General features: G+C 42.6%; 21 protein-coding genes. All 21 read left to right on the top strand.

All coding sequences use genetic code 11. The features are described from left to right. Positions 1-22: 22 nt before the first annotated feature. The 21 genes from fliD (at position 23) to P22_RS02420 (ending at position 20,638) form a co-directional block, all read left to right on the top strand. Entirely contained in the window at positions 23-1,537 is a 1,515-nt protein-coding gene (fliD, locus tag P22_RS02520) for a flagellar filament capping protein FliD (RefSeq protein ID WP_054258634.1), read from the top strand. A gap of 44 nt (positions 1,538-1,581) precedes the next feature. Then, positions 1,582-1,980 carry a flagellar export chaperone FliS gene (fliS, locus tag P22_RS02515; RefSeq protein WP_054258633.1) on the top strand — a complete coding sequence of 133 codons (399 nt, stop codon included), beginning with the start codon at positions 1,582-1,584 and terminating at the stop codon, positions 1,978-1,980. Continuing rightward, on the top strand, positions 1,977-2,321 hold the full coding sequence (locus P22_RS02510) for a flagellar protein FliT (protein WP_054258632.1): 345 nt from the start codon (positions 1,977-1,979) through the stop codon (positions 2,319-2,321). The genes fliS and P22_RS02510 overlap by 4 nt, the downstream gene beginning before the upstream one ends. A 331-nt stretch (positions 2,322-2,652) precedes the next feature. Next, on the top strand, positions 2,653-3,852 hold the full coding sequence (locus P22_RS21435) for a flagellin N-terminal helical domain-containing protein (protein WP_054258631.1): 1,200 nt from the start codon (positions 2,653-2,655) through the stop codon (positions 3,850-3,852). Between the two features lie 177 nt (positions 3,853-4,029). After that, complete coding sequence (locus tag P22_RS02500; RefSeq protein ID WP_054258630.1) at positions 4,030-5,955, top strand: motility associated factor glycosyltransferase family protein; 1,926 nt, start codon at positions 4,030-4,032, stop codon at positions 5,953-5,955. Beyond that, complete coding sequence (locus P22_RS02495; RefSeq protein ID WP_054258629.1) at positions 5,937-6,497, top strand: GNAT family N-acetyltransferase; 561 nt, start codon at positions 5,937-5,939, stop codon at positions 6,495-6,497. Before P22_RS02500 ends, P22_RS02495 begins: the two co-directional genes overlap by 19 nt. A gap of 4 nt (positions 6,498-6,501) precedes the next feature. Further along, positions 6,502-7,512, top strand: coding sequence for a Gfo/Idh/MocA family protein (locus P22_RS02490; protein WP_054258628.1), 1,011 nt, complete (start codon positions 6,502-6,504; stop codon positions 7,510-7,512). Then, positions 7,509-8,810, top strand: coding sequence for a DegT/DnrJ/EryC1/StrS family aminotransferase (locus P22_RS02485; protein WP_082378372.1), 1,302 nt, complete (start codon positions 7,509-7,511; stop codon positions 8,808-8,810). The genes P22_RS02490 and P22_RS02485 overlap by 4 nt, the downstream gene beginning before the upstream one ends. Beyond that, positions 8,782-9,780, top strand: a complete 999-nt coding sequence (locus P22_RS02480; RefSeq protein WP_054258626.1) for a glycosyltransferase family protein — start codon at positions 8,782-8,784, stop codon at positions 9,778-9,780. The genes P22_RS02485 and P22_RS02480 overlap by 29 nt, the downstream gene beginning before the upstream one ends. Then, entirely contained in the window at positions 9,777-10,514 is a 738-nt protein-coding gene (locus P22_RS02475) for a cytidylyltransferase domain-containing protein (protein ID WP_054258625.1), read from the top strand. Before P22_RS02480 ends, P22_RS02475 begins: the two co-directional genes overlap by 4 nt. A 12-nt stretch (positions 10,515-10,526) precedes the next feature. Next, positions 10,527-11,537, top strand: a complete 1,011-nt coding sequence (locus tag P22_RS02470) for a UDP-N-acetylglucosamine 4,6-dehydratase family protein (RefSeq protein WP_054258624.1) — start codon at positions 10,527-10,529, stop codon at positions 11,535-11,537. A 34-nt stretch (positions 11,538-11,571) separates the two neighbouring features. Continuing rightward, positions 11,572-12,168, top strand: a complete 597-nt coding sequence (locus tag P22_RS02465) for a hypothetical protein (RefSeq protein WP_054258623.1) — start codon at positions 11,572-11,574, stop codon at positions 12,166-12,168. Between the two features lie 18 nt (positions 12,169-12,186). Further along, positions 12,187-12,921: a cytidylyltransferase domain-containing protein gene (locus P22_RS02460; protein WP_054258622.1), complete on the top strand. Its 735-nt coding sequence runs from the start codon at positions 12,187-12,189 to the stop codon at positions 12,919-12,921. A gap of 14 nt (positions 12,922-12,935) precedes the next feature. After that, a complete protein-coding gene (gene pseI, locus P22_RS02455; RefSeq protein ID WP_054258621.1) occupies positions 12,936-13,985 on the top strand; it encodes a pseudaminic acid synthase in 1,050 nt (349 codons plus the stop codon). Positions 13,986-14,025: 40 nt separating this feature from the next. Beyond that, complete coding sequence (locus P22_RS02450; protein WP_054258620.1) at positions 14,026-14,661, top strand: formyltransferase family protein; 636 nt, start codon at positions 14,026-14,028, stop codon at positions 14,659-14,661. Continuing rightward, a complete protein-coding gene (gene pseG, locus P22_RS02445; protein ID WP_216598016.1) occupies positions 14,654-15,778 on the top strand; it encodes a UDP-2,4-diacetamido-2,4,6-trideoxy-beta-L-altropyranose hydrolase in 1,125 nt (374 codons plus the stop codon). Before P22_RS02450 ends, pseG begins: the two co-directional genes overlap by 8 nt. A gap of 14 nt (positions 15,779-15,792) precedes the next feature. Continuing rightward, positions 15,793-16,950 carry a UDP-4-amino-4,6-dideoxy-N-acetyl-beta-L-altrosamine transaminase gene (gene pseC, locus P22_RS02440; RefSeq protein WP_054258619.1) on the top strand — a complete coding sequence of 386 codons (1,158 nt, stop codon included), beginning with the start codon at positions 15,793-15,795 and terminating at the stop codon, positions 16,948-16,950. Continuing rightward, on the top strand, positions 16,925-17,899 hold the full coding sequence (locus P22_RS02435) for a dTDP-glucose 4,6-dehydratase (RefSeq protein ID WP_216598015.1): 975 nt from the start codon (positions 16,925-16,927) through the stop codon (positions 17,897-17,899). The genes pseC and P22_RS02435 overlap by 26 nt, the downstream gene beginning before the upstream one ends. A gap of 514 nt (positions 17,900-18,413) precedes the next feature. Next, a complete protein-coding gene (locus tag P22_RS02430) occupies positions 18,414-18,698 on the top strand; it encodes a zinc-ribbon domain containing protein (RefSeq protein WP_054258618.1) in 285 nt (94 codons plus the stop codon). A gap of 194 nt (positions 18,699-18,892) precedes the next feature. Beyond that, complete coding sequence (locus P22_RS02425; protein ID WP_054258617.1) at positions 18,893-19,675, top strand: basic amino acid ABC transporter substrate-binding protein; 783 nt, start codon at positions 18,893-18,895, stop codon at positions 19,673-19,675. A gap of 183 nt (positions 19,676-19,858) precedes the next feature. Continuing rightward, entirely contained in the window at positions 19,859-20,638 is a 780-nt protein-coding gene (locus P22_RS02420) for a basic amino acid ABC transporter substrate-binding protein (RefSeq protein ID WP_054258616.1), read from the top strand. Positions 20,639-20,865: the final 227 nt, after the last annotated feature.

Here is a 20,865-nt window from a genome sequence, read left to right as displayed (position 1 = left end):
GCAGGAATAGGAGGGTAATAACATGGTTATGCGTACATATGGATTAAGCGGATCGGGTATTGACGTCGATCAAATGGTAAAAAATATAATGGAAGCGCAGAGGACGAGATATAATACCTTAGCGCAGAAAAAAACGCAGATAGAATGGAAAAAAGAAGACTACAACACAATCTATACTGATATTAACAGTTTTCGCGATAATACGGTTTTTAACTATAAACTAGAGGGTACCCTAATGCCCAAAAAGGCGGAAGCAACGAATGACAGTGTATTGACTGCCAAAGCCAATGCCGATGCGGCTACCTTTAATCACAATGTTAAGGTTACCGCCATCGCGCAAAGTGCCAGTATGACCAGCAGTGGGGCTATTTCGGACGGATCAACCAGCAAAGCCACCTTAGCCGATCATTTAGGCATTACCGGAGTGATTAATCTGGAAATTAGTGACGGCACAACAACGAAGAGCTTAAGCGATTATGATACGACTGACAAGAGTATCTATGACTTGGTCAGTGATATTAATAAGCTGGGCTTGAATGTAAAAGCCACCTACGACAGTAATTTGGACCGGTTTTTCCTTTCCGCCACGAAAACAGGAGTGGACACTCAGATTACGTTAAATTCGTCGGATGCTGCGGGTACAGGCGCACACCTGCTGGTCAACAAGTTAAAGTTAGGTGCCGATGCCAATAATTTAAGCACGAGCAATGCGGCTGCCAATTTTACCAAGGGGGCTAATGCGGCGGTTCAGATTGACGGCATAACCCTTGAACAAACCTCCAACACCTTTACGGTTGCCGGAGTTACTTACAATCTCAAAAAAGAAGGCGAAACGAATGTTACGGTGGCAGGCGACATTGATGCAACCATATCTGCCGTAAAGTCGTTTGTCGAATCGTATAACAAAATACTCAGCGAGCTGAACGGTAAGGTGAACGAGAAGTATTACCGGGATTATCTGCCGCTGACCGATGATCAGAAAGCGGCAATGGAAGACAGTGATATTGAGAAATGGCAGGCCTTTGCCCGCAGCGGGTTATTGCGCCGGGACAGTACATTGACAAGCCTGATCAACAGCATGCGTTCCAGTATCGCTTCGCCGGTTTCGGGACTCAGCGGCGATTATAAAACCGCTTCCAGCATTGGTATTACGACCGGGGATTATTCCGAAAATGGTAAGCTGTATCTGAATGAAACCGAATTGCGTAAGGCGTTGGAGGAAGATCCGGAGATTGTTAACAAGATATTCGGCAGAACAGGCGATTCCTACAGCCAGCAGGGAATTGCGGTCCGGCTGTATGATTCTTTAAATACCGCCAGTGAGAACTTGAAAGAGATTGCCGGAACTACGCCTAAAGAAGATACCACCAGCACCTTAGGAAAAGAAATCGGGGATTATGCCGACCGGCTTTATGCCCTTAACGAGCGCCTGAACGACATGGAAGACCGCTACTACGCTCAGTTTAATGCCATGGAGCTCGCCTTGTCGAAGCTGAGTCAGCAAAGCAGTTGGCTGGCACAGCAGTTCTCCAGTTAAGGTACCGGTAACCGCTAAATACAATATTTTAGGAGGCTATAGGTATGGATGCTGCGAATAGTGCCGCCACCTACAAAATGCAACAAGTTATGACTGCGTCGCCGGAAGAACTGACTTTGATGCTCTATAACGGAGCCATCCGCTTTGTTACCGAAAGTATGCTGGCACTGGAAGCCAGGGATTTTGAGAAATCGCATAATACCAACATCAAAACGCAGAAAATTGTACGGGAATTTATGGCGACACTCGACATGGATTATGAAATATCGCACAATTGGATGCAGTTGTACGATTATATAGAGTATTGCCTGGTGCAGGGGAACCTTAAAAAAGATGCCGGCAAGCTGAAAGAAGCGAAAGATATGCTGGTGCAGCTGCGGGATACCTGGTACCAGGCGATGAAGAAGGCTCGGGAAGAGAAAGCGATGATGAAATCGTCATGACCGTGGAACAATCAGAGGACATGAACAAGCTGTGGGCGGATTATCTGTTTCTGACGCAGGAGATTCTAAAATTTATTCGTAAAAAAAATCTGGACATGGTTTTGGAATTAGTCGAACAGCGGGAAAAGCTGCAGGCCAAGATTTCTTCAGTCCAGGATACAAGCTATGCCTTGACCGGCGAGGGAAAGCAGCATTTTCAGGATATTCTGCAGAATAACAAGGCCATTGAAGAACAGATGAAGCTGTGGAAGAATGTGACGGTCCGGCAAAACCAGGTATCCAATGCCTATGACGGCGTCTTTGCCCCGGGCGTCGGTTACCGGATGGACAGGCAAAGCTGACGGTAAACAAAATTTGGAGAAATCTGCAAAAATATTTCATCGGTATTGATAAAGTCAAAATATAATTTTTATGAAAATATCTTTGATAGTCTATGTAGAATCTAACTACATAGACTGATTTTTTGTGCAAGGGTGTAAAAGTAGCTAGTTTCTATTTTTTTCAAAGAAATTTCAAAGAAATTTCCAAAAAACTATTAAGTTCCGCAAAAAACTACACGATATTATTAACGTAGTAAAACAGCAGGGGTTTTATTCCGGCCGGGGAAACCACTGTTGCAAATAATCCCAGGCATGGATGCCGGGAGTTAAAAAATCAGGGAGGAATATCAACATGATTATCAACCACAATATGTCGGCTATCAACACGTACAACCGTCTGTCGGCTAACAACAGCGCCGCCAGCAAATCTTTGGAAAAACTGTCTTCCGGTCTTCGTATCAACCGCGCTGGTGACGACGCTGCCGGCTTGGCAATTTCCGAAAAAATGAGAGGTCAGATCCGCGGCTTGGATCAGGCAACCCGCAACTCGCAGGACAGCATCTCTTTAATCCAGACTGCTGAAGGCGCGCTGAACGAAACTCACAGCATCCTGCAACGTATGCGTGAACTTTCCGTACAGGCTGCCAATGACACCAACTCCGTAAGCGACAGACAAGCTCTGCAGGACGAAATGAACCAGTTGACCAGTGAAATTGACCGTATTGCCGGTACTACTGAATTCAACACTAAAAAGTTGTTAAATGGTGATCTCAAGGGTTCTACTGATATGATCAAAGGGTCGGGAGCGACGGAATCGACTTTTGCCAATGGATCAGTAAATCTTCTAACTAGTAATGCAAAATTGTCTACTAACGGTAAAACTGATGTTATTCATGTCAACATTGTTAGTTCGTCGAAAATTTCTTCGGGTATTTCGGCGGCTGTGATTTCTAAAACTTCTGTTTTGGGTAATGTATCTGCATCTAAAATTATTATATCTAGTGGTAAGATTGTACTTAGTGTACAGACAGTCACTGCCGGTGGTTTGACGCTTACCTATAATATTTCTAATGCTACGAAGCTTAAAGCAGGGGATACTATTACTATTTCGATACAGTCGGGTGCTCTTGCTACCAATGGTAATAATGCCGTTACTGCTCAAATCGGTGCTAACGCCGGTCAAGTATTGAAGATTGGCATTAACGCTATGGATTCTACTGCTCTTGGGGTTCGCGATTCAAAAGGTAATGCATTGGATATTACCGATCAGAAAAATGCTGATGGTGCGATCTACCTGGTAAATAATGCATTAGAAAAAGTATCTACTGAACGTTCTAAACTAGGTGCATACCAAAATAGGTTGGAACACACCATTAATAACTTGGGTGCTTCTTCAGAAAACTTGACTGCTGCTGAATCCCGCATTCGTGATGTAGATATGGCTAAAGAAATGATGAACTTCCAGAAGAACAACATTTTGCAACAGGCTGCTCAGGCAATGTTGGCTCAAGCCAATCAACAGCCGCAGGGCGTTCTGCAGTTACTCCGTTAATTGTATTCCTAATACAACTGATAAAATGGCTGATCTTAACCGGTCAGCCATTTTACAATATTACATAATAGTTTTCCTATTTCAAAGAGTTTCACATGCTGTTCGATTCTGAATAAGTGAAGCTTTTTGGCATGGGAAGAAAATGAGTTTTTGACAAAATGTATGAGGAGCAAATATATGAGCAGTGAAATATTACGAAGCAATCTGGAAGCAATTGGCCAGCATAGCTTTTTTGTATTAGCGGAATTAAACCAAATCGATTTTACTAAAATCGGGGACGGCATTTACGAAGAAGTTGCGGCAAATGACCAGCGGAATGTGTATTTTCAGCATGATGGAAAAAAGTACTTGCTGCACAGTAGTTATGACCCGGTGATGGAAGCAAAACGGCTGGTGAGGGATATTGAAAAGGAAAGGGATTATTTGGTCGTTGTTTTCGGCCTGGGATTGGGATTTCATTTATTTGAGCTGAAAGAGAGAATTTCTCCGGGGACAAGAGTGGTGGTTGTGGAGCATAATCTGGATGTGGCTAAATATACTTTAAACTATGTGGATTTGACTGAAGTTTTTAAGGACGGGCAGTTTGTGTTGCTGCTGGGCGATGAACAACAGATCGCCAAAATGGCGCTGGTTCTGCCACAATTTAATTTCCATAATTTACTCCATAATACCCAGGTAATGGTTTTGCCCAATTACCATATTTATGCCGAAAAAAACAAGGCGATACTGCGCCAAATTTCTAAGAGTATGCTAAATACGGTGATGTCATTCGGCAATGATTTAACAGACCAGTTTGTCGGCTTTGGCAATATGTGTCACAATACGGATGCCATTATGAAAGCCCATTCGATTGAGGATATAAGAGGAAAATACAAGGATGTTCCGGCTGTTATTGTGGCTGCGGGACCATCCTTGGATAAAAATATCCGGCAACTAAAAAAGGCGAATGGCAAGGCACTGATCATCGCCTGCGATGCCAGCATGCGGGCCTGTGAGCAAAACGGGGTCCGGCCCGATGCCGTAGCAAGCATTGAACGGGACGAGCCAACTTATACTTTTTATTACAAAGACCGGAAGTTTCCCGAGGATTTGGTGCTGGTGGGGCCCGGCTCTCTCTGGCCCAATATTTATGATGAATATGAGGGAAAAACCATTATCATGTCGCGCAATAATTGCGGCTTTGAAAAAATATGGCTGGACACATTTAAACAGTTTAAATTTGTCGGACTGGGTCATTCCTGTGCTACGGTGGCTTTTACCGTTGCCCGGGAGGCCGGCTGCAACCCCATTGTATTAATCGGCCAGGATTTAGCCTATACCAGCGGTAAAAAGCATAGCGATTTGACCCATACCGAACATGAGGGGGAAAATGACGATCGTGATTCGACCGAAGGGGTGTATCTGGAGGATCATGAGGGAAATTTGCTGAAATCACATATTGTATATAAGATGTTTAAAGAATGGTATGAAATGCAGGTTGCCAGTTATCCCGATTTGCAGGTCATTGATGCGACCGAAGGCGGTGCGTATATAAAAGGTACTGTCCTTATGACACTGCAGGAGGTTATTGACAAATACTGCCGTACTTCCATAGGAAAAAGAATGGTGGATTATTTGCCGGATAAGACAGTGAATGAAGCAGAACGGCTGCAAAAGTATGGTAACGTGATTAATATACTGAACCGTGATCTGACTTTATTAAAGCGTGTACAAAAATTGGCGCTGGAACATATGAAAATGTTGATAAGAATGGAACAACAGTTAGTAAAGCCATGTACCGACAAGCAATTAGAGAAAATGATTATTAAAATGCAGCAGGGTGATAAGATTATTCGAAAAATCGTTGATGCGAATGGGATTGAAGCTTACTTTGCCCCTATGATTATTCCTACCATTATGCATGTGAAAAAGATCGGTAATGCGTTAACACAGGAAAATGTGCAGCGCAACCGTTTCTTACAACATAATTTGATGTTTGTCATAGTCAACAGCATTGATTTGATTGTAAAAGAATACAACAATGCCAAAGGTATTCTGGAACAGAAACGGCAACAGATTACAGACGAACAAGAGGAGGAGAAACCGTGCGCCATCCTTTCTTAGTTTCTGACCGCCTTTATTTACGGCGAATTGAAGAAAAAGACCTTGAGGGTAATTATTTTCAATGGTTGAATGATCAAACGGTTACTAAATGGATGCGCCATGGTATTTTCCCTAATAGTTCTGAGTCCATGAGAGCTTTTTATAGCAGTCAGACAGTGAGCAAAACCGATGTGGTTTTTGCCATAGTATTAAAAGAAGAAGACAGCCATATTGGCAATATTGGTTTACATGCCGTTAATTATTTCTTCCGTTCCGCGGAAATAGGCGTTATGATTGGCGAAAAGAGTTGCTGGGGGAAAGGTTATGCGGCTGAGAGCATTTCGTTGCTTTCTCAGCATTGTTTTAACCGGTTGAATCTAAACCGCCTGGCTGCCGGGGCTGTTGCAGCCAATATCGGTTCCATACGGGCGTTTGAAAAGGCGGGATTTATCCGGGAGGGTATCGCGAGGCAAGCTTATTTCTGTGATGGTGAATACCATGATTGCGTTAATTTAAGTTTGCTACGTTCAGAATGGCAGCAGGGGGGAAAAGTGGAGGCGTAGTTTTATGGGACATTATAGTGCGGCAGTTATTGGTTTAGGGAGAATTGGTTTGACCTATGATTTTGATCCGAAAAGAGAAAAGCCTTCTTCGCATACCTTGGCTTACCAGCAGCACCCGCAGTTTGACTTGGCCGCCGCAGCCGATACGCGAAGAGAACAGGAACAGGCCCTAAAACAAATGGTGCCGCGAACGGTCTTCTATCAAAACATGGAGAAGCTCTTACAAGAGTGTTCGATTGATGTGATCAGTATTTGTACTCCTCCGGCCCAGCACTTATCGGAGATACAACATATTTTAAAGACTGCAAAGCTTAAAATCATCTTTTGTGAGAAACCACTGGTTGGTTCGGTTGCGGAGGCGATTGTACTAAAACAGCAAATTGGATTTGGCGGTCCTTTACTTATTCCGAATTTATCCCGCCGCTGGAACAGTGGAATGCGCCGGATCAGTGAGCAAATAGAAAATGGTCGGTATGGCGAACTGCAGACCATGCATATCCGTTATACAAGAGGGATTTTCAATACCGGAGCGCATTTCTTTGACTTGATTCGCTGGTGGGCCGGAACCATAGGCCAAGTTCAAGTGCTGGAGAAGGTGAGAACATCAGCGGAGCGAGATGGCGATCCGTCCTTTACTTTTACCTTTCAAACGGACAAACAGGTATCAGGCTTTGCCCAAGCCTTTGATGATGAGCAGTATTATCTGTTTGAAATGGATTTATATTTTTCACAGGGAAAAATCGAGATACGGAATAGCGGTGATGATGTTTTTTATTATGAAGTAAAAGAACACCATTTGTTTTCCGGTTTTAAAAATTTGTATTTAGAACGGCAGGAACAAAAGCTTTTGTCGGAAGCAAATTTGGGAAATGCCATCAGTCACCTCGCCAAAGTGCTGGATGGGATTGAACAGCCGGTCTGTACGGTTGATGACGGCATTTATCCGCTATATGTGGCTGAAGCGCTACTGAGATCTTATAACAATCATTGTTCGAAGGAAAGAGTGGATGCATGATGAGTAATTTGGCTTTACTGGGAGGGACCCCGGTCAGGGACAAGGCTATACCCTGGACAAATACCATGGGTGAAGAGGAAAAGAAAGCTGTTGCTGAAGTAATGGAGTCAGGCAATTTATCGGCTTTTCTCGGGCGGGCAGGAGCAGGCTTCTTAGGCGGTCCCAGGGTCCAGAAAATTGAGCAGATGTTTGCTGATAAATTTGGCGCAAAATACGGAATATCCGTTAATTCGGCAACGACGGCGCTGCATACGGCCGTAGCGGCCTGTGAAATCGGACCGGGAGATGAAGTGCTGGTTACTCCGTACACTATGTCGGCTACCGCCAGCGCTATTTTAATGAATAATGCCGTGCCTGTCTTTGTTGATATTTGTGAAGATACCTATACGTTAAATCCTAATGAAATCAAAAAATGGCTGACACCGCGGACAAAAGCCATTATTGTGACCAATTTATTCGGTTTGCCGGGAAATGTACCCGAAATTGTGAAGATTGCCAAACAGCATGGTTTATATGTAATTGAAGACAACGCTCAGGCGCCAGGTGCAACAATAGATGGCAAACAGGCAGGAACCATTGGTGATCTCGGCATATTCAGCCTAAACTATCATAAAGTCATTCACAGTGGTGAAGGCGGTATGATTTTAACAGATAATGAAAAGCTGGCCTATCGTTGTCAGTTAATCCGAAATCATGGTGAAGTGGCTGTAGATGACCTGGATGATGAAAACACTGTGGTATTAGGATCGAATTACCGTATGACTGAGCTGCATGCGGCTGTCGGTATAGAGCAGTTAAAAAAGCTGGACGGCTTTTTGACTATGCGCCGCAGGTTAGCCGAACAAGTGACTAATGGGCTGGCTGCAATTGACGGATTGCAAGGTGTTGTGGTGCCTGAGGGATATACCCATTCTTATTATGTTTATCCAATTCAATTTGATCAAACGGTATGGGAAATAAGCCGTGCTACCTTTGCTTCCGCTATGAAAGCAGAAGGATTTCCACTTGGTGAAGGCTATGTTAAACCTCTTTACTTATTAAAAATGTATCAACATAAAAAAGTCTATAATCATACCCAGTATCCGTTTTCATTTATCAGCGATCCTGTACAAATCTACCAAAAAGGAATTTGTCCGGTAGTGGAGGAATTGTATGGTGAAAAATTATTGACCGCTGATATTTGCCGTGTGCCCTATACAGCGAAGGATATCGATGATTTCCTAACAGTGATCGAAAAGGTTTGGCATGAACGGAAAGAATTAAAAAAGTATGAAAAAAATAATATTTCTTGCTCATGATCCCGGAGGTTATGATGTAATTTTACCCGTGGTGCAAAAGTTGCAGCAATCGGTAGCACTTAATTTTTATTGTGTAGGTCCGGCAGCGAGGCATGATGCTTTGTATAGTGCCTCCGAAGCTGAGGTAATACAGAAACTTCATTCTTTGTTACATACTGAAAGTTTACTGGGGCTGGTTACGGGAACCAGTTGGGGTAATGATTTTGAATTGCAGATGATAGCGGCTTGTAAAGCAGCTAAGGTACCTACAATTTCAATTTTGGACTATTGGACTAATTATCAGACTCGGTTTAAAAATGAATTAGGGCAGCTCATTTATCCGGATTATTATGTTGTTATGGATAGCATTGCGGCCAGGGAGGCTGTTCAGGCGGGTGTGCCGTCCGGAATTATCAAAGTATTGGGACATCCTGGACTGGATCAATATGTTATTTTACCGCGAAAACGAAGCAATCTAGCTGAAGCAAGAAAAAAAATATTGTTTCTTTCCCAGCCGTTGTCCAATTTATATGGAAGTGATTTGGGGTATACGGAACAACAGGTCATAGAGGATTGTCTTCGGATGTTTTGCAGTCATGACAATTATATTTTTCATATTAAGTTCCATCCCAAAGATAATGCTGACTTTCAACAACAATATTCCAATTTTGCTGTACAGGGGAATATAACCGAGCTTATATCAGCTCATGATGTAATTATTGGTATGAATACAATGGGTTTACTGCACGCCGTATTGATGGGGATACCGTCAATAAGCTATCAACCAAATTTATGTAAAGCGGATATGTGTATCACCAATAAACTGGGTTTAACAAAGTTAATTCATTCGTATAACGAGTTAAAAGCTCTATTCGACTGCGATACGATCGCCCAGAATAACAATAACATTTACAGTCAGGATAACCTGATTTGGGTAGATGGACTTTCAACAGAACGAGTGGCCGGATTCATCAGGGAGGTTTTGTTATGAAAATTAATGCGATTGTTGCTACACGCATGACATCATCGCGCTTACCCGGAAAAGTGTTAATGGATTTAGCCGGGAAACCTGCATTGGTGCGATTGATAGAAAGACTGAAAAGATCAAGGTATTTGAACGAAATTGTCATTGCTACTACTGTGAATAAAACGGATGACATTGTAGTGGAGACTGCAAAAAGCCAGAACGTAAAATATTACCGGGGCAGTGAGGAAGATGTGCTTAAGCGTACGGTGGAAGCTGCGGAAGCTCATGATACGGACTTTATTGTTCAAATTACCAGTGATTGTCCCCTAATTGATAGTGAAACAGTGGACCGGATTATTGAACGTATGTTGGAACAACCGTATCTTCACTATGTCGGCAATCAGCTTGTTAGGACATATCCTTTAGGTTTTAGCGTGGAAATATTTAGAACCAGGGATTTGCGACTGGTTGAACAAACGATTAGCGATCCTTCGGTGCGGGAACATGTTTCCTTATATTTTTATGAGCATCCTGAACTGTATAAGCTGTCCAATGTGGAAGCTCCTCACTATCTGCGTCACCCGGAATACCGGCTGACTTTGGATTCTGAGGATGATTATCAAGTTATAAAAAATATTTACGAAGAATTGTACCCTGCCGACCCTGCATTTAGCTTATATGATATTACGCGCTATTTACAACAAAACCCTAAAATTCAATTAATGAATCAGCACATTCAACAGAAAAAAGCAAGATGACGGGTGGTTAATTTGAATTTTTTTAAAGGGAAAAAAGTACTAATTATCGGTGGGACAGGGACAATCGGACAAAGTTTATTGAGATATATCTTAAAGGAAAATCCGGAAGTTATTCGCATTTTCAGCCGTGACGAATATAAACAGTTTGAGTTGCGCGAGGCGCTTTCCCAGTGTCATAATATACGCTATTTAATCGGTGATGTCCGGGATTGTGACCGGGTAGTCCGGGCGATGGAAGATATTGATTACGTTTTTCATGTAGCGGCAATGAAACACGTCCCGGCTTGTGAATACAATCCGTTCGAAGCGGTAAAAACCAATATCATCGGTACGCAAAACGTGATTACGGCAGCGTTGAATACAGGTGTAAAAAAGGTCGTGTTTACCAGTACGGATAAAGCCATTGCTCCTACAAATACGTATGGCGCGTCCAAACTTATGGCGGAACGGTTAATATCTTCAGCGCAGTATAATAGCGGCCGTCATCAAACGATTTTTTCTGCGGTGCGCTTTGGCAATGTAATGGGTTCGCGGGGGTCAGTTATTCCTTTATTCAAGATGCAGATTGCTGAAAAACGCAAAATTACCGTTACGGATTTACAGATGAGCCGTTTTATGATGACTTTACAGCAGGCAACGGAGTTGACGGTTAAGGCAATGAAAACCGCTCAGGGTGGTGAAATCTTTATATTGAAAATGCCGGTGGTAAATTTAAAAGATCTTGCCGCGGTAATCATAGAAGAGACTGCGAAAGAGTTAAATATCGGTATGGATGCTATTGAATTACAGGAAATTGGTTTGCGGCCGGGCGAGAAGATGTACGAGGAATTGATGACGGCAGAAGAGGCAAAAGATGCTTATGAACTGTCGGATATGTTTATTGTTCCCAATGCTTACTTGCAAAGAGAGTTTTCGTATCCTGGGGCGGTAAAGGCCCAGCAGAAAAGTTATAGCTCTCATGACGTGCTTCCTGTTAACCGGCAAATACTATCGTCAATGTTAAGAGAAAATAAACTTATTTAATCATGGTCCAAACTATATAAACGGGGGAAAGAGAATGCAAATTAAGATACTGGATCAGGTGTTTGAGTGTGATAACCAAGTTTCCTCGGTTGAGGATGTATTTGATAAAGTCAACCAGATTTTAACTGAAACCAAGCAGCATATCGGTTCTTTAGAAATTGATGGTGTGGAAGTATATCAAGATTATATTCAATATATCACGGCGAATTTAGATAGTATTGGTACTATTGTGGTTAATATGAAAACATTAAGGGAAATGCTGGAGGGAGCATTGGTTTCTATTCAGGAGTACCTGTCCCGTGCTATTCCTGAAGTTGAAATCCTGGCCGATGAATTTTATCAGGGTATTAGTCAGAATACATGGGAAAAATTCGCTCAGTTATTCGACGGTTTGCAACTGATCATTGATTCAATACAAATTGTCAGTGAGCATCCGGAGTTATATTCCAATGTTGTAAAGTTTGTGGAAATTAAAGATAGTATAATTGAGCAATTGTCCTTGCTTCAGGCGGCACTGGAAAGCCAGGATAGGGTTAGTGTTGGGGATCTGATGCTCTATAGACTGATCCCTTCGTTTCAAATGCTGCAGGGAGAAATTGCAGCAAGCAGCAATTCAGGAAAAATAAACTAGCGAGGTAACCGGAGTGCTATGAAAACAGTCGCTATTATCCAAGCCAGAATGGGGTCTAATCGCTTACCGGGAAAAGTATTAAAAATGATAGCCGGGAAGACGGTACTGCAGCATGTTATCGAGCGAGTGCGGCAGGCCCAAAATATTGATGAGATTGTTATTGCAACAACGATACTTGACCAGGATGAGATCATTGTAAGAGAAACTGAAAAGTGCGGTGTAAAGTGTTTCAGAGGCAGTGAAGAGGACGTTTTATCCCGTTATTATTTAGCGGCAGCAGAAAATGAAGCTGATGTTGTTGTGCGTATTACTTCCGATTGCCCTTTAATTGATCCTCATGTCACGGATGAAATTGTAACTTTTTTCAAAGAGCACGGGGAGTATACTATTGTAACTAATGCCGGAAGCGATTTAACTCAACGAACGTATCCCAGAGGGCTGGATACCGAAGTATTCAGTTTTGATGCACTCAAAGAAGCATTCGTCCATGCTGATAAGCAGTATCATCGTGAACATGTCACTCCATACATTTATGAAAATAGTTTAAAGACCTTCCACTATAAAAACAAAGATGATTATTCCCGGTATCGTTGGACTTTGGACACCGAAGAAGATTTTACGCTTATTAAAGAGATTTATCGGTATTTGTATAAGACGAATCATGATTTTTATATGCCTGATATCATAGATCTATTAAAGATACATCCGGAATTGAATAATATTAATGCTCATATTGAACAAAAAAAGATTTAATTTGCGAGGAGCTTATGAATCGTAATATATGTGTAAAACAACGTGAGATCGGCGATGGTTCTCCCTGTTACATTATCGCAGAAATGTCGGCTAATCATGCCGGAGATATCAACCGGGCGATTGAAATTATTCACGCGGCTAAAGAAAGTGGGGCCGATTGTATCAAACTGCAGACATATACCCCGGACACTATCACCATTGATTGTAATAATGATTATTTTCAAGTTAAGAAAGGGACTTGGGAGGGAGAAACCCTTTATCAACTCTATCAAAAAGCGTATACTCCATGGGAGTGGCAAGGCAGGTTAAAACAGGAAGCGGATAAGATTGGAATTGATTTTTTGTCCACCCCGTTTGACCGGACGGCGGTGGATTTTTTGGAAGAATTGGAAGTGGATTTTTATAAAATTGCTTCTTTTGAACTAGTGGATATTCCTTTAATCCAATATATTGCCGCAAAGGGTAAACCCATTATCATGTCTACAGGAATGGGTTCTTTAGGTGAAATAGAGGAGGCTGTTGCTGCAGTCCGGTCACAAGGAAATGAAAATATCTGTTTGTTAAAGTGTTCCAGTGCATATCCGGCAGTTTCGGCCGAGATGAATCTCAAAACCATTCAGCATTTGAAAGAAACCTTTAATGTACCGGCAGGTTTATCGGACCATTCGATGGGATCGATAGGAGCGGTTGCAGCCGTGGCGATGGGAGCTAATGTAATAGAAAAGCATTTTTGTCTGAGTAGAAAGATCGAAAATCCTGATGCATCATTCTCTATGGAGCCGCAAGAGTTCAAAAGTATGGTCGAAGATATAAGGACAGTAGAAAAAGCTATAGGAAAAGTAAGCTATAGTTTATCGGAACGTGAAAAGAGTAGTATTATATTCCGTAAATCCATTTTTGTTACGCAAAGTATAAAAAAAGGCGAAATATTAACGGAAGAAAATACTCGAGTAATAAGGCCTGGTTATGGGTTACAGCCCAAATATTATCATGATATTTTAGGAAGAAAAGCTGCAACTGATATTGAGAGAGGAACTCCTCTTGCTTGGAATATGTTTGAATGATTGAATATAATAAAACGATGGATAGAGAGCAGGTGCCATTGTGAGGATTTCAGTTATTGTAGACTCGCCGGATAGTTGGTTTATTGAGTATGGCAGAAAATTATGCCAGAGACTTAAGGGCGAACATGAAGTCGAATTTTGTTCATCTTTGGACCAGCGGGAAGGAGATATTGCTTTTTTATTAAGTTGTGAAAACATCTATACAGCAGAACAGTTAACATTACATAAAAGCAACATCGTAATTCATGCCGGTGATTTACCGAAAGAAAAAGGCTGGTCTCCGATGACCTGGCGAATTTTGCAAGGAATTAATGAAGTCGTTCTTTCCTTATTTGAAGCAAACACAAAAGTCGACAGTGGAAAAGTATACATGAAAGATAAGGTTGTGTTTAATGGGGATGAATTGTTGACGGAATTAAGAGAAAAGCTTGCAGATAAGATTTTGGAAATGGCTGTTAAATATGTGAGTTCATATCCAATGGTGGGTATGGCCCAAGAAGGAGAAGAAGGTTTTTATCGACGGAGGACTCCTAGCGACAGTGAATTGGATATAAATAAATCAATAGCTGAACAGTTTAATCTCATGCGGATCGTGGATAATGAAAGATATCCATTATTTTTTCGGATAAACAATCAAAAATATATTTTAAAGATTGCAAAAGCAGAAGATGAATAGAAATAAAATGGGAAGCCAAATCTTAAATATTGCGATCAGAGCTGACGGCGGGAAACAAATCGGTATGGGTCATATCATGCGCTGTTTGTCACTGGCCAATGCCTTTAGGCAAGGAGGGCATAGGGTCTCTTTTATCAGTAAGCTGGACGAAGGTATAGAAAGAATCGGGCTTGATCAATTTGCAGTTATCCGGTTGCCTTTGGTAGAGCAGGCTACAAAATGCTCTTTTTTTGGTGATGCAGAGCGTTTGGCTGAAACGTGTAAAATGATCGATATATTATCTGATGATAAGATCGATATTCTGATCATTGATTCTTATCACGTGAACGAAGAGTATTTTAGGACACTTAAGCCACATGTCAAACGTTTAGTATATGTAGATGATATCAACGCTTTTCCCTATCCGGCGGACATCATTGTCAATGGCAATATTACAGGGAAGTATCTTACATACCGGAAGTATAACGAGCAACAATTGTTATTACTGGGACCCTGTTATAATATGATTCGTTCGGAGTTTAGTCACTTGCCGGTACGGATTGTGAATGAGCAAGTTCAGGAAATTATGTTGACTACCGGTGGATCGGATCCTTATCATATAACAACAAGACTGCTCAGGGTTATGTTGCAGCACGAACAATGCCGCACCTTACGATTTAATGTGCTGGTGGGCGGCGGCTTTGCTAATATAAACGATCTAATAAGCTTGCAACACAGCCATGAGAATGTGTTTCTTTTTGCCAATTCGGCGATAATTCATGAATTTCCAGAGATTGTTTACTCAGAAATTTCCCCCCTTATGCTGCGATCTGATTTGGCGATTTCCGCCGGGGGAAGTTCGTTATATGAATTTGCCGCTTGCGGTACTCCGGTCATGGCCTTTATTATGGCGGATAACCAGGAATTTATTGTTCAAAAAATGGCTGAGTTGGGCTATATACATAATTTAGGCTGGCATGACCGGCTGACTGATAATGCGTTTATGGATGGCTTGCTGACCTTGATAAACGCCGTTCAGCAGCGCAAAGACATGAGCTGCAAAGGGCAAAGCTTGGTTGATGGAAAAGGAACGGAACGAATCGTTAATAGGATTATTCAAAGTCTAGAGGCTAATTAAGGGGTGAATCAACCGTGCGCGATACATTTTTACCTTACGGAAGGCAATGGCTGGATGAGGACGACGTGCAGGCAGTGGTTAAGGTGCTGCAATCGGACTATTTGACAACAGGACCGGTTATTGCCGAATTTGAAAAAGCATTTGCTCAATATGTCGGGGCCAAGTATGCTGTGGCGATAGCTAATGGTACGGCAGCATTGCATGCGGCTTGTTTTGCGGCCGGAATCGGTGAAGGGGATGAGGTGATAACCACCCCCATTACGTTTGCGGCTTCGGCCAATTGTGTATTGTATTGTGGCGGTACTCCGGTTTTTGCCGATATTGATGCCAGGACTTATAACATTGATCCTGAAGAGATACGTAAAAGAATAACCGGTAAGACAAAGGCTATTATTCCTGTCCATTTTACCGGTCAGCCGTGTGAGATGGATAAAATTACCGAGTTGGCCAGGAAACATAATTTGATTGTTATTGAAGATGCGGCGCATGCCGTTGGTGCCGACTACAAAGGCAGAATGGTCGGTGGTATTTCAGATATGACAACTTTTAGTTTCCATCCGGTCAAGCATATCACCACGGGTGAAGGCGGTATGATCACCACCAACAGTGAAGAGCTTTACCGAAGGCTCCTGCTATTCAGAAGCCACGGTATTACCAGAGATAAGAGTTTGATGCAGGGTAACCATGGACCCTGGTATTATGAACAACAGGCGCTGGGATATAATTACAGGATGACGGATATTCAGGCGGCACTGGGCCTTAGTCAGTTAAAAAAAGCGGACAGGTTCCTGGCAAGGCGCCGGGAAATTGCCGAAATGTATACCAGGGCATTTACAGATTGTCCGGGGTTGATTGTCCCCTATCAGCAGGATGGCTGCCATTCCGGCTGGCATTTATATATGATTCAGGTGCGGCTGGACAGGCTTTCTTGTGACCGCCGGAAGATTTATGAGGAGTTACTGCAGGAGAATATCGGCGTTAACGTACATTATATTCCTGTATATAAACATCCTTATTATCAGGACAATGGATATCAGGCTGTAACCTGTAGAAACAGTGAACAGTTTTACGAAAGAGCCATTACATTACCGCTTTTCCCTAAAATGGCGAATCAAGATGTACAAGATGTAATAAGAAGTGTAAAACATGTTTTGGAAAGGAATGGAAAATAGTATGAAGGTACTGGTAACAGGCGGGGCGGGATTTATTGGCCGCTGGGTAGTTAAACGATTATTAGAGGATGGGCATCAGGTATGGGCCTTGGATGATTTATCCAACGGACGGCGGGAGAATATCGAAGAGTTTATAACACATCCTGGATTTATGGAGTATGTATACGGTGATATTAAAGATACCGCACTACTTAGTAGTTTGTTTTCAAAGTGTTTCGATATTTGCTACCATTTAGGGGCGAGTATCAATGTTCAGGATAGCATCGATGATCCCAGGACCACTTTTGAAAATGATGTGGTGGGTACTTTTAATGTTTTGGAGGAGTGTAAGAAGCATGGAACGAAAATTGTTTTTATGAGTACTTGCATGGTGTACGACCGGGCATTGGATGAAACAGGAATCACGGAACAGCATCCTGTAAAACCGGCATCTCCTTACGCTGGCAGCAAGATTGCCGGTGAAAATATGGTTTTATCTTATTGGCATGCTTATAAAATGCCTGCTGTTGTTGTGCGTCCGTTTAATACTTATGGTCCTTTTCAAAAAACGGGCGGTGAAGGCGGAGTAATTGCTATTTTTATTAAAAAATTACTGGCGGGTGAAGAACTGGGTATTTATGGTGATGGTACGCAAACCCGGGATTTTCTATATGTAGAGGATTGCGCAGCATTTGTTGTGCAATGCGGCTATAGTGAAGCTGTCCATGGCGAGATTGTAAATGCCGGTTTAGGAAAAGATATTAGCATCAATGACTTAGCCCTTCTTATCGTAAAGGATAAGAATAAAATTAAACATTTGCCGCATATTCACCCGCAAAGCGAAATTATGAAATTGTTGTGTAATTATGAACGAGCAAAAAAATTACTAAATTGGCAACCGAAGTTTAATTTGGAACAAGGCATTGCTAAAACGACCGAATGGATTAAGAGTAATTCAAATTTGATGTAAGAACGCAGTTGCCTTAACTGCAGCAATCCTTTAACCTGGATTTAATATAGATCCAGGTTAAAGGATTTTATATTAGAATGGCTCTTGTAAATTGCATAAGGGCGTTGTCTGGGATGTCCCACTAAACGACTTTTCTCGAAAATTTGCGAATGTTTAAAAAATTTAGTGATATACCCCTATTTTATGCTTGCTTTTTTCCCTGTTGGCAACTATAATCGTAGTTGAAGACCTCTTGCTTAGGTCTGTGGTTGAAAGTCGATGCCAGTCGCAGGCGAAACGATCCACGTAAGGAGTTTAAAAAAGCTCTGAGCATGGTGCGGCTTAGGAGTAAGACCTGCCGAATCTAAGGGTAACGCCTGGTTCGAGAGGAGTAGTAGTGAGGGGATTGAATTCCTAGTAGCGGGCCTCCCAGCAGGCGAGTGTGGGGTCAAAGACCAGGTCGGCTAAGCAAGGGCTTTACAATTCGTGAACTATTCCCGGGTTGTAACAAAAAAAGGGTGAGGGGATATCTTTAATGGCGTTCCAGGACAAAACTCTAAAGTGCAAGGATTGTGGGGCTGATTTTATCTTTACGGCGGGAGAACAGGAGTTTTATGCGGAAAAAGGGTTTGAAAATGAACCTGCACGCTGCCGTGACTGCCGCGATGCGAAAAAGAGAAGCCGTGAGGGCGGCGAGGGATCTCAGCGTGAAATGCACGAAGCCGTATGTGCAGAGTGTGGCGTAACCACCAAAGTGCCGTTCAAACCGCGTAATGATCGTCCGATTTATTGCCGGGACTGCTTTAATGCCAAACGATAAATAACAGACTTGATGCCTGGTTGTTTGCAACCAGGCTTTTTTATGCCCATAATCATGTATTCTGTATAAAATTTATTGTTTTGCCATTTTAACGTAAAAAAGGATTGCATTGCTGATCTACATAAATGTATAATTATAAGCAAATGGCTGAGGCCATTCCTACTTATGGTTTTCATTTATGGGAGGGGAACGATTTGTCTAAGAAACTGATTAGTTGTTTGGTTTTGGGAGTTTTCGTCCTGGCGGCGGGTCTTGCCGGCTGCGGCGGACAGAAACCGGCGGAACCGGCCAAAGCTACCGTGTTGAAAGTGGGTTCGGATACTGCCTTTGCACCTTTTGAATTCCAGGATGAAAAAAGCAAGGAGTTTATTGGATTTGATATGGATCTGATCAAAGCCATCGCTAAACAGATGGGGTCAACGGTCGAAGTGCAAAGTATGAACTTTGACGGTCTGATTCCGGCTTTGGAAGCAGGCAATATTGATGCTACCATTTCAGCGATGACCATTACCGACGAACGTGCCCAAAAAGTGAATTTCAGCAAGCCGTATTATAAATCCGGTTTAACCATTGTGGTGAGAAGCGGCGACAATGCGATCAAGGGATTTAAAGACCTGGAGGGTAAACGCATTGCCGTACAGATCGGCACCACCGGTTCTGAAGAAGCTAAAAAGGTAAAAGATGCCCAGGTCCGTGAGTTCAATACGGCCCCGGAGGCTTTTATGGAATTGAAAGCCGGCGGGGTTGACGCTGTAATCAATGATAAACCGGTAAATGACTACTACATTAAAGAAGCCGGCGGCAAAGATGCGAAACAGGTTGGCGAGCCGTTAACCTCGGAAGACTATGGTATCGCTACGGCCAAGAAAAACACGGAATTGAACGAAAAAATCAATAAAGCGCTGGATGAATTAAAGAAAAACGGTGAATATGATAAAATCTATGAAAAATGGTTTGGCACTAAGCCTGCCCAGTAAGTACAATCGATGTTGGCCCGGTTTTATACGACCGGGTTTTTCCTTTCTTTCAGGGTGAGGTGTGTTGTACGAGGACAAAAACGTTTTTTTAACCTGAAAGTCTTGTCTGATTATACATTCAGTTGTATAATTATAAACATCGGGTTTGTTCCGTATATAAACGAAATCACTGGAGGGGTCGATTTGTCGAAGAAAACGATTGCGTATTTGCTTATGGGAGTTTTGCTGCTTGCCCTGGGATTGACGGGCTGCGGCGGACAGCAGCCTGCCGGCGGCGGGGAAAAGGCGGCTGTGCTAAAGGTTGGCACGGAACCCAGCTTTGCGCCGTTTGAGTTTCAGGGGGAGAACGATAAGGAATATGCCGGTTTTGATATGGATTTAATCAGGGCGATCGGCAAACAGATGGGCATGCAGGTAGAAATTCAGAGCATGGGTTTTGACGGTCTGATTCCGGCCTTGGAGGCGGGCAATATTGATGTGGTCATCTCGGGAATGACCATAACGGATGAGCGTGTCCAAAAAGTCAGTTTTTCCAAGCCGTACTATAAATCCGGCCTGACGATTGTTACCAAACAGGGCAATGATCAGATTAAAGGGTTTGGCGATCTGGCAGGAAAACGGATTGGCGTGCAGATCGGTACAACCGGTGCCGATGAAGCCAAAAAGATAAAAGATGCCCAGGTGCGCGAGTTTAATACCCCGCCGGAAGCTTTTATGGAGCTTAAGGCCGGCGGCGTTGATGCTGTGATCAATGATAAACCGGTTAACGATTATTATATGAAAGAAGCCGGCAGCAAGGATGCGCAGCAGGTGGGTGAACCGCTGACTTCCGAAGATTACGGTATCGCCACTGCTAAGAAGAATACCGAGCTGAGCGAAAAAATCAATAAAGCTCTGGATGAATTGAAGAAAAATGGCGAGTACGACAAAATTTACGAAAAATGGTTTGGCAAAAAACCATAGTAAGAAAGACTGAAGAGCGTATTGCAAAGGCGCAATGTTTCCGTTGCGCCTTTTTGTTTTTTTAGATGGATTTTTGTAAAAAACAGGGTATGTAACGGCCGGACTTCCTGTTGGCGTTTAGACCGGACAAAAGTCAATCCTGCAATGCCGGAAAGGTTTCCTTCCGCCGGGTTTTACCGTCAGGGGCCGGACAAAAAACAGTTGACATGCCTAAAACCAAATGTATA

Origin of the sequence: Propionispora sp. 2/2-37, from assembly GCF_001298735.1 — a bacterium.
GTDB lineage: Bacteria > Bacillota > Negativicutes > Propionisporales > Propionisporaceae > Propionispora.
Note: the sequence above shows the minus strand (reverse complement) of the source record. Positions and strands in the feature narration are given on the sequence as shown.

Excerpts from the sequence above, each read along its gene's own strand:
- P22_RS02465 (WP_054258623.1), top strand. The coding sequence starts at position 11,572 with ATGCAAATTAAGATACTGGATCAGGTGTTTGAGTGTGATAACCAAGTT.
- pseG (WP_216598016.1), top strand. The coding sequence starts at position 14,654 with ATGAATAGAAATAAAATGGGAAGCCAAATCTTAAATATTGCGATCAGA.
- P22_RS02435 (WP_216598015.1), top strand. The coding sequence starts at position 16,925 with ATGTTTTGGAAAGGAATGGAAAATAGTATGAAGGTACTGGTAACAGGC.
- P22_RS02490 (WP_054258628.1), top strand. The coding sequence starts at position 6,502 with ATGGGACATTATAGTGCGGCAGTTATTGGTTTAGGGAGAATTGGTTTG.
- P22_RS02430 (WP_054258618.1), top strand. The coding sequence starts at position 18,414 with ATGGCGTTCCAGGACAAAACTCTAAAGTGCAAGGATTGTGGGGCTGAT.
- pseI (WP_054258621.1), top strand. The coding sequence starts at position 12,936 with ATGAATCGTAATATATGTGTAAAACAACGTGAGATCGGCGATGGTTCT.
- P22_RS02510 (WP_054258632.1), top strand. The coding sequence starts at position 1,977 with ATGACCGTGGAACAATCAGAGGACATGAACAAGCTGTGGGCGGATTAT.
- fliS (WP_054258633.1), top strand. The coding sequence starts at position 1,582 with ATGGATGCTGCGAATAGTGCCGCCACCTACAAAATGCAACAAGTTATG.
- P22_RS02500 (WP_054258630.1), top strand. The coding sequence starts at position 4,030 with ATGAGCAGTGAAATATTACGAAGCAATCTGGAAGCAATTGGCCAGCAT.
- P22_RS02475 (WP_054258625.1), top strand. The coding sequence starts at position 9,777 with ATGAAAATTAATGCGATTGTTGCTACACGCATGACATCATCGCGCTTA.
- P22_RS02485 (WP_082378372.1), top strand. The coding sequence starts at position 7,509 with ATGATGAGTAATTTGGCTTTACTGGGAGGGACCCCGGTCAGGGACAAG.
- fliD (WP_054258634.1), top strand. The coding sequence starts at position 23 with ATGGTTATGCGTACATATGGATTAAGCGGATCGGGTATTGACGTCGAT.
- P22_RS02460 (WP_054258622.1), top strand. The coding sequence starts at position 12,187 with ATGAAAACAGTCGCTATTATCCAAGCCAGAATGGGGTCTAATCGCTTA.
- P22_RS21435 (WP_054258631.1), top strand. The coding sequence starts at position 2,653 with ATGATTATCAACCACAATATGTCGGCTATCAACACGTACAACCGTCTG.
- P22_RS02480 (WP_054258626.1), top strand. The coding sequence starts at position 8,782 with ATGAAAAAAATAATATTTCTTGCTCATGATCCCGGAGGTTATGATGTA.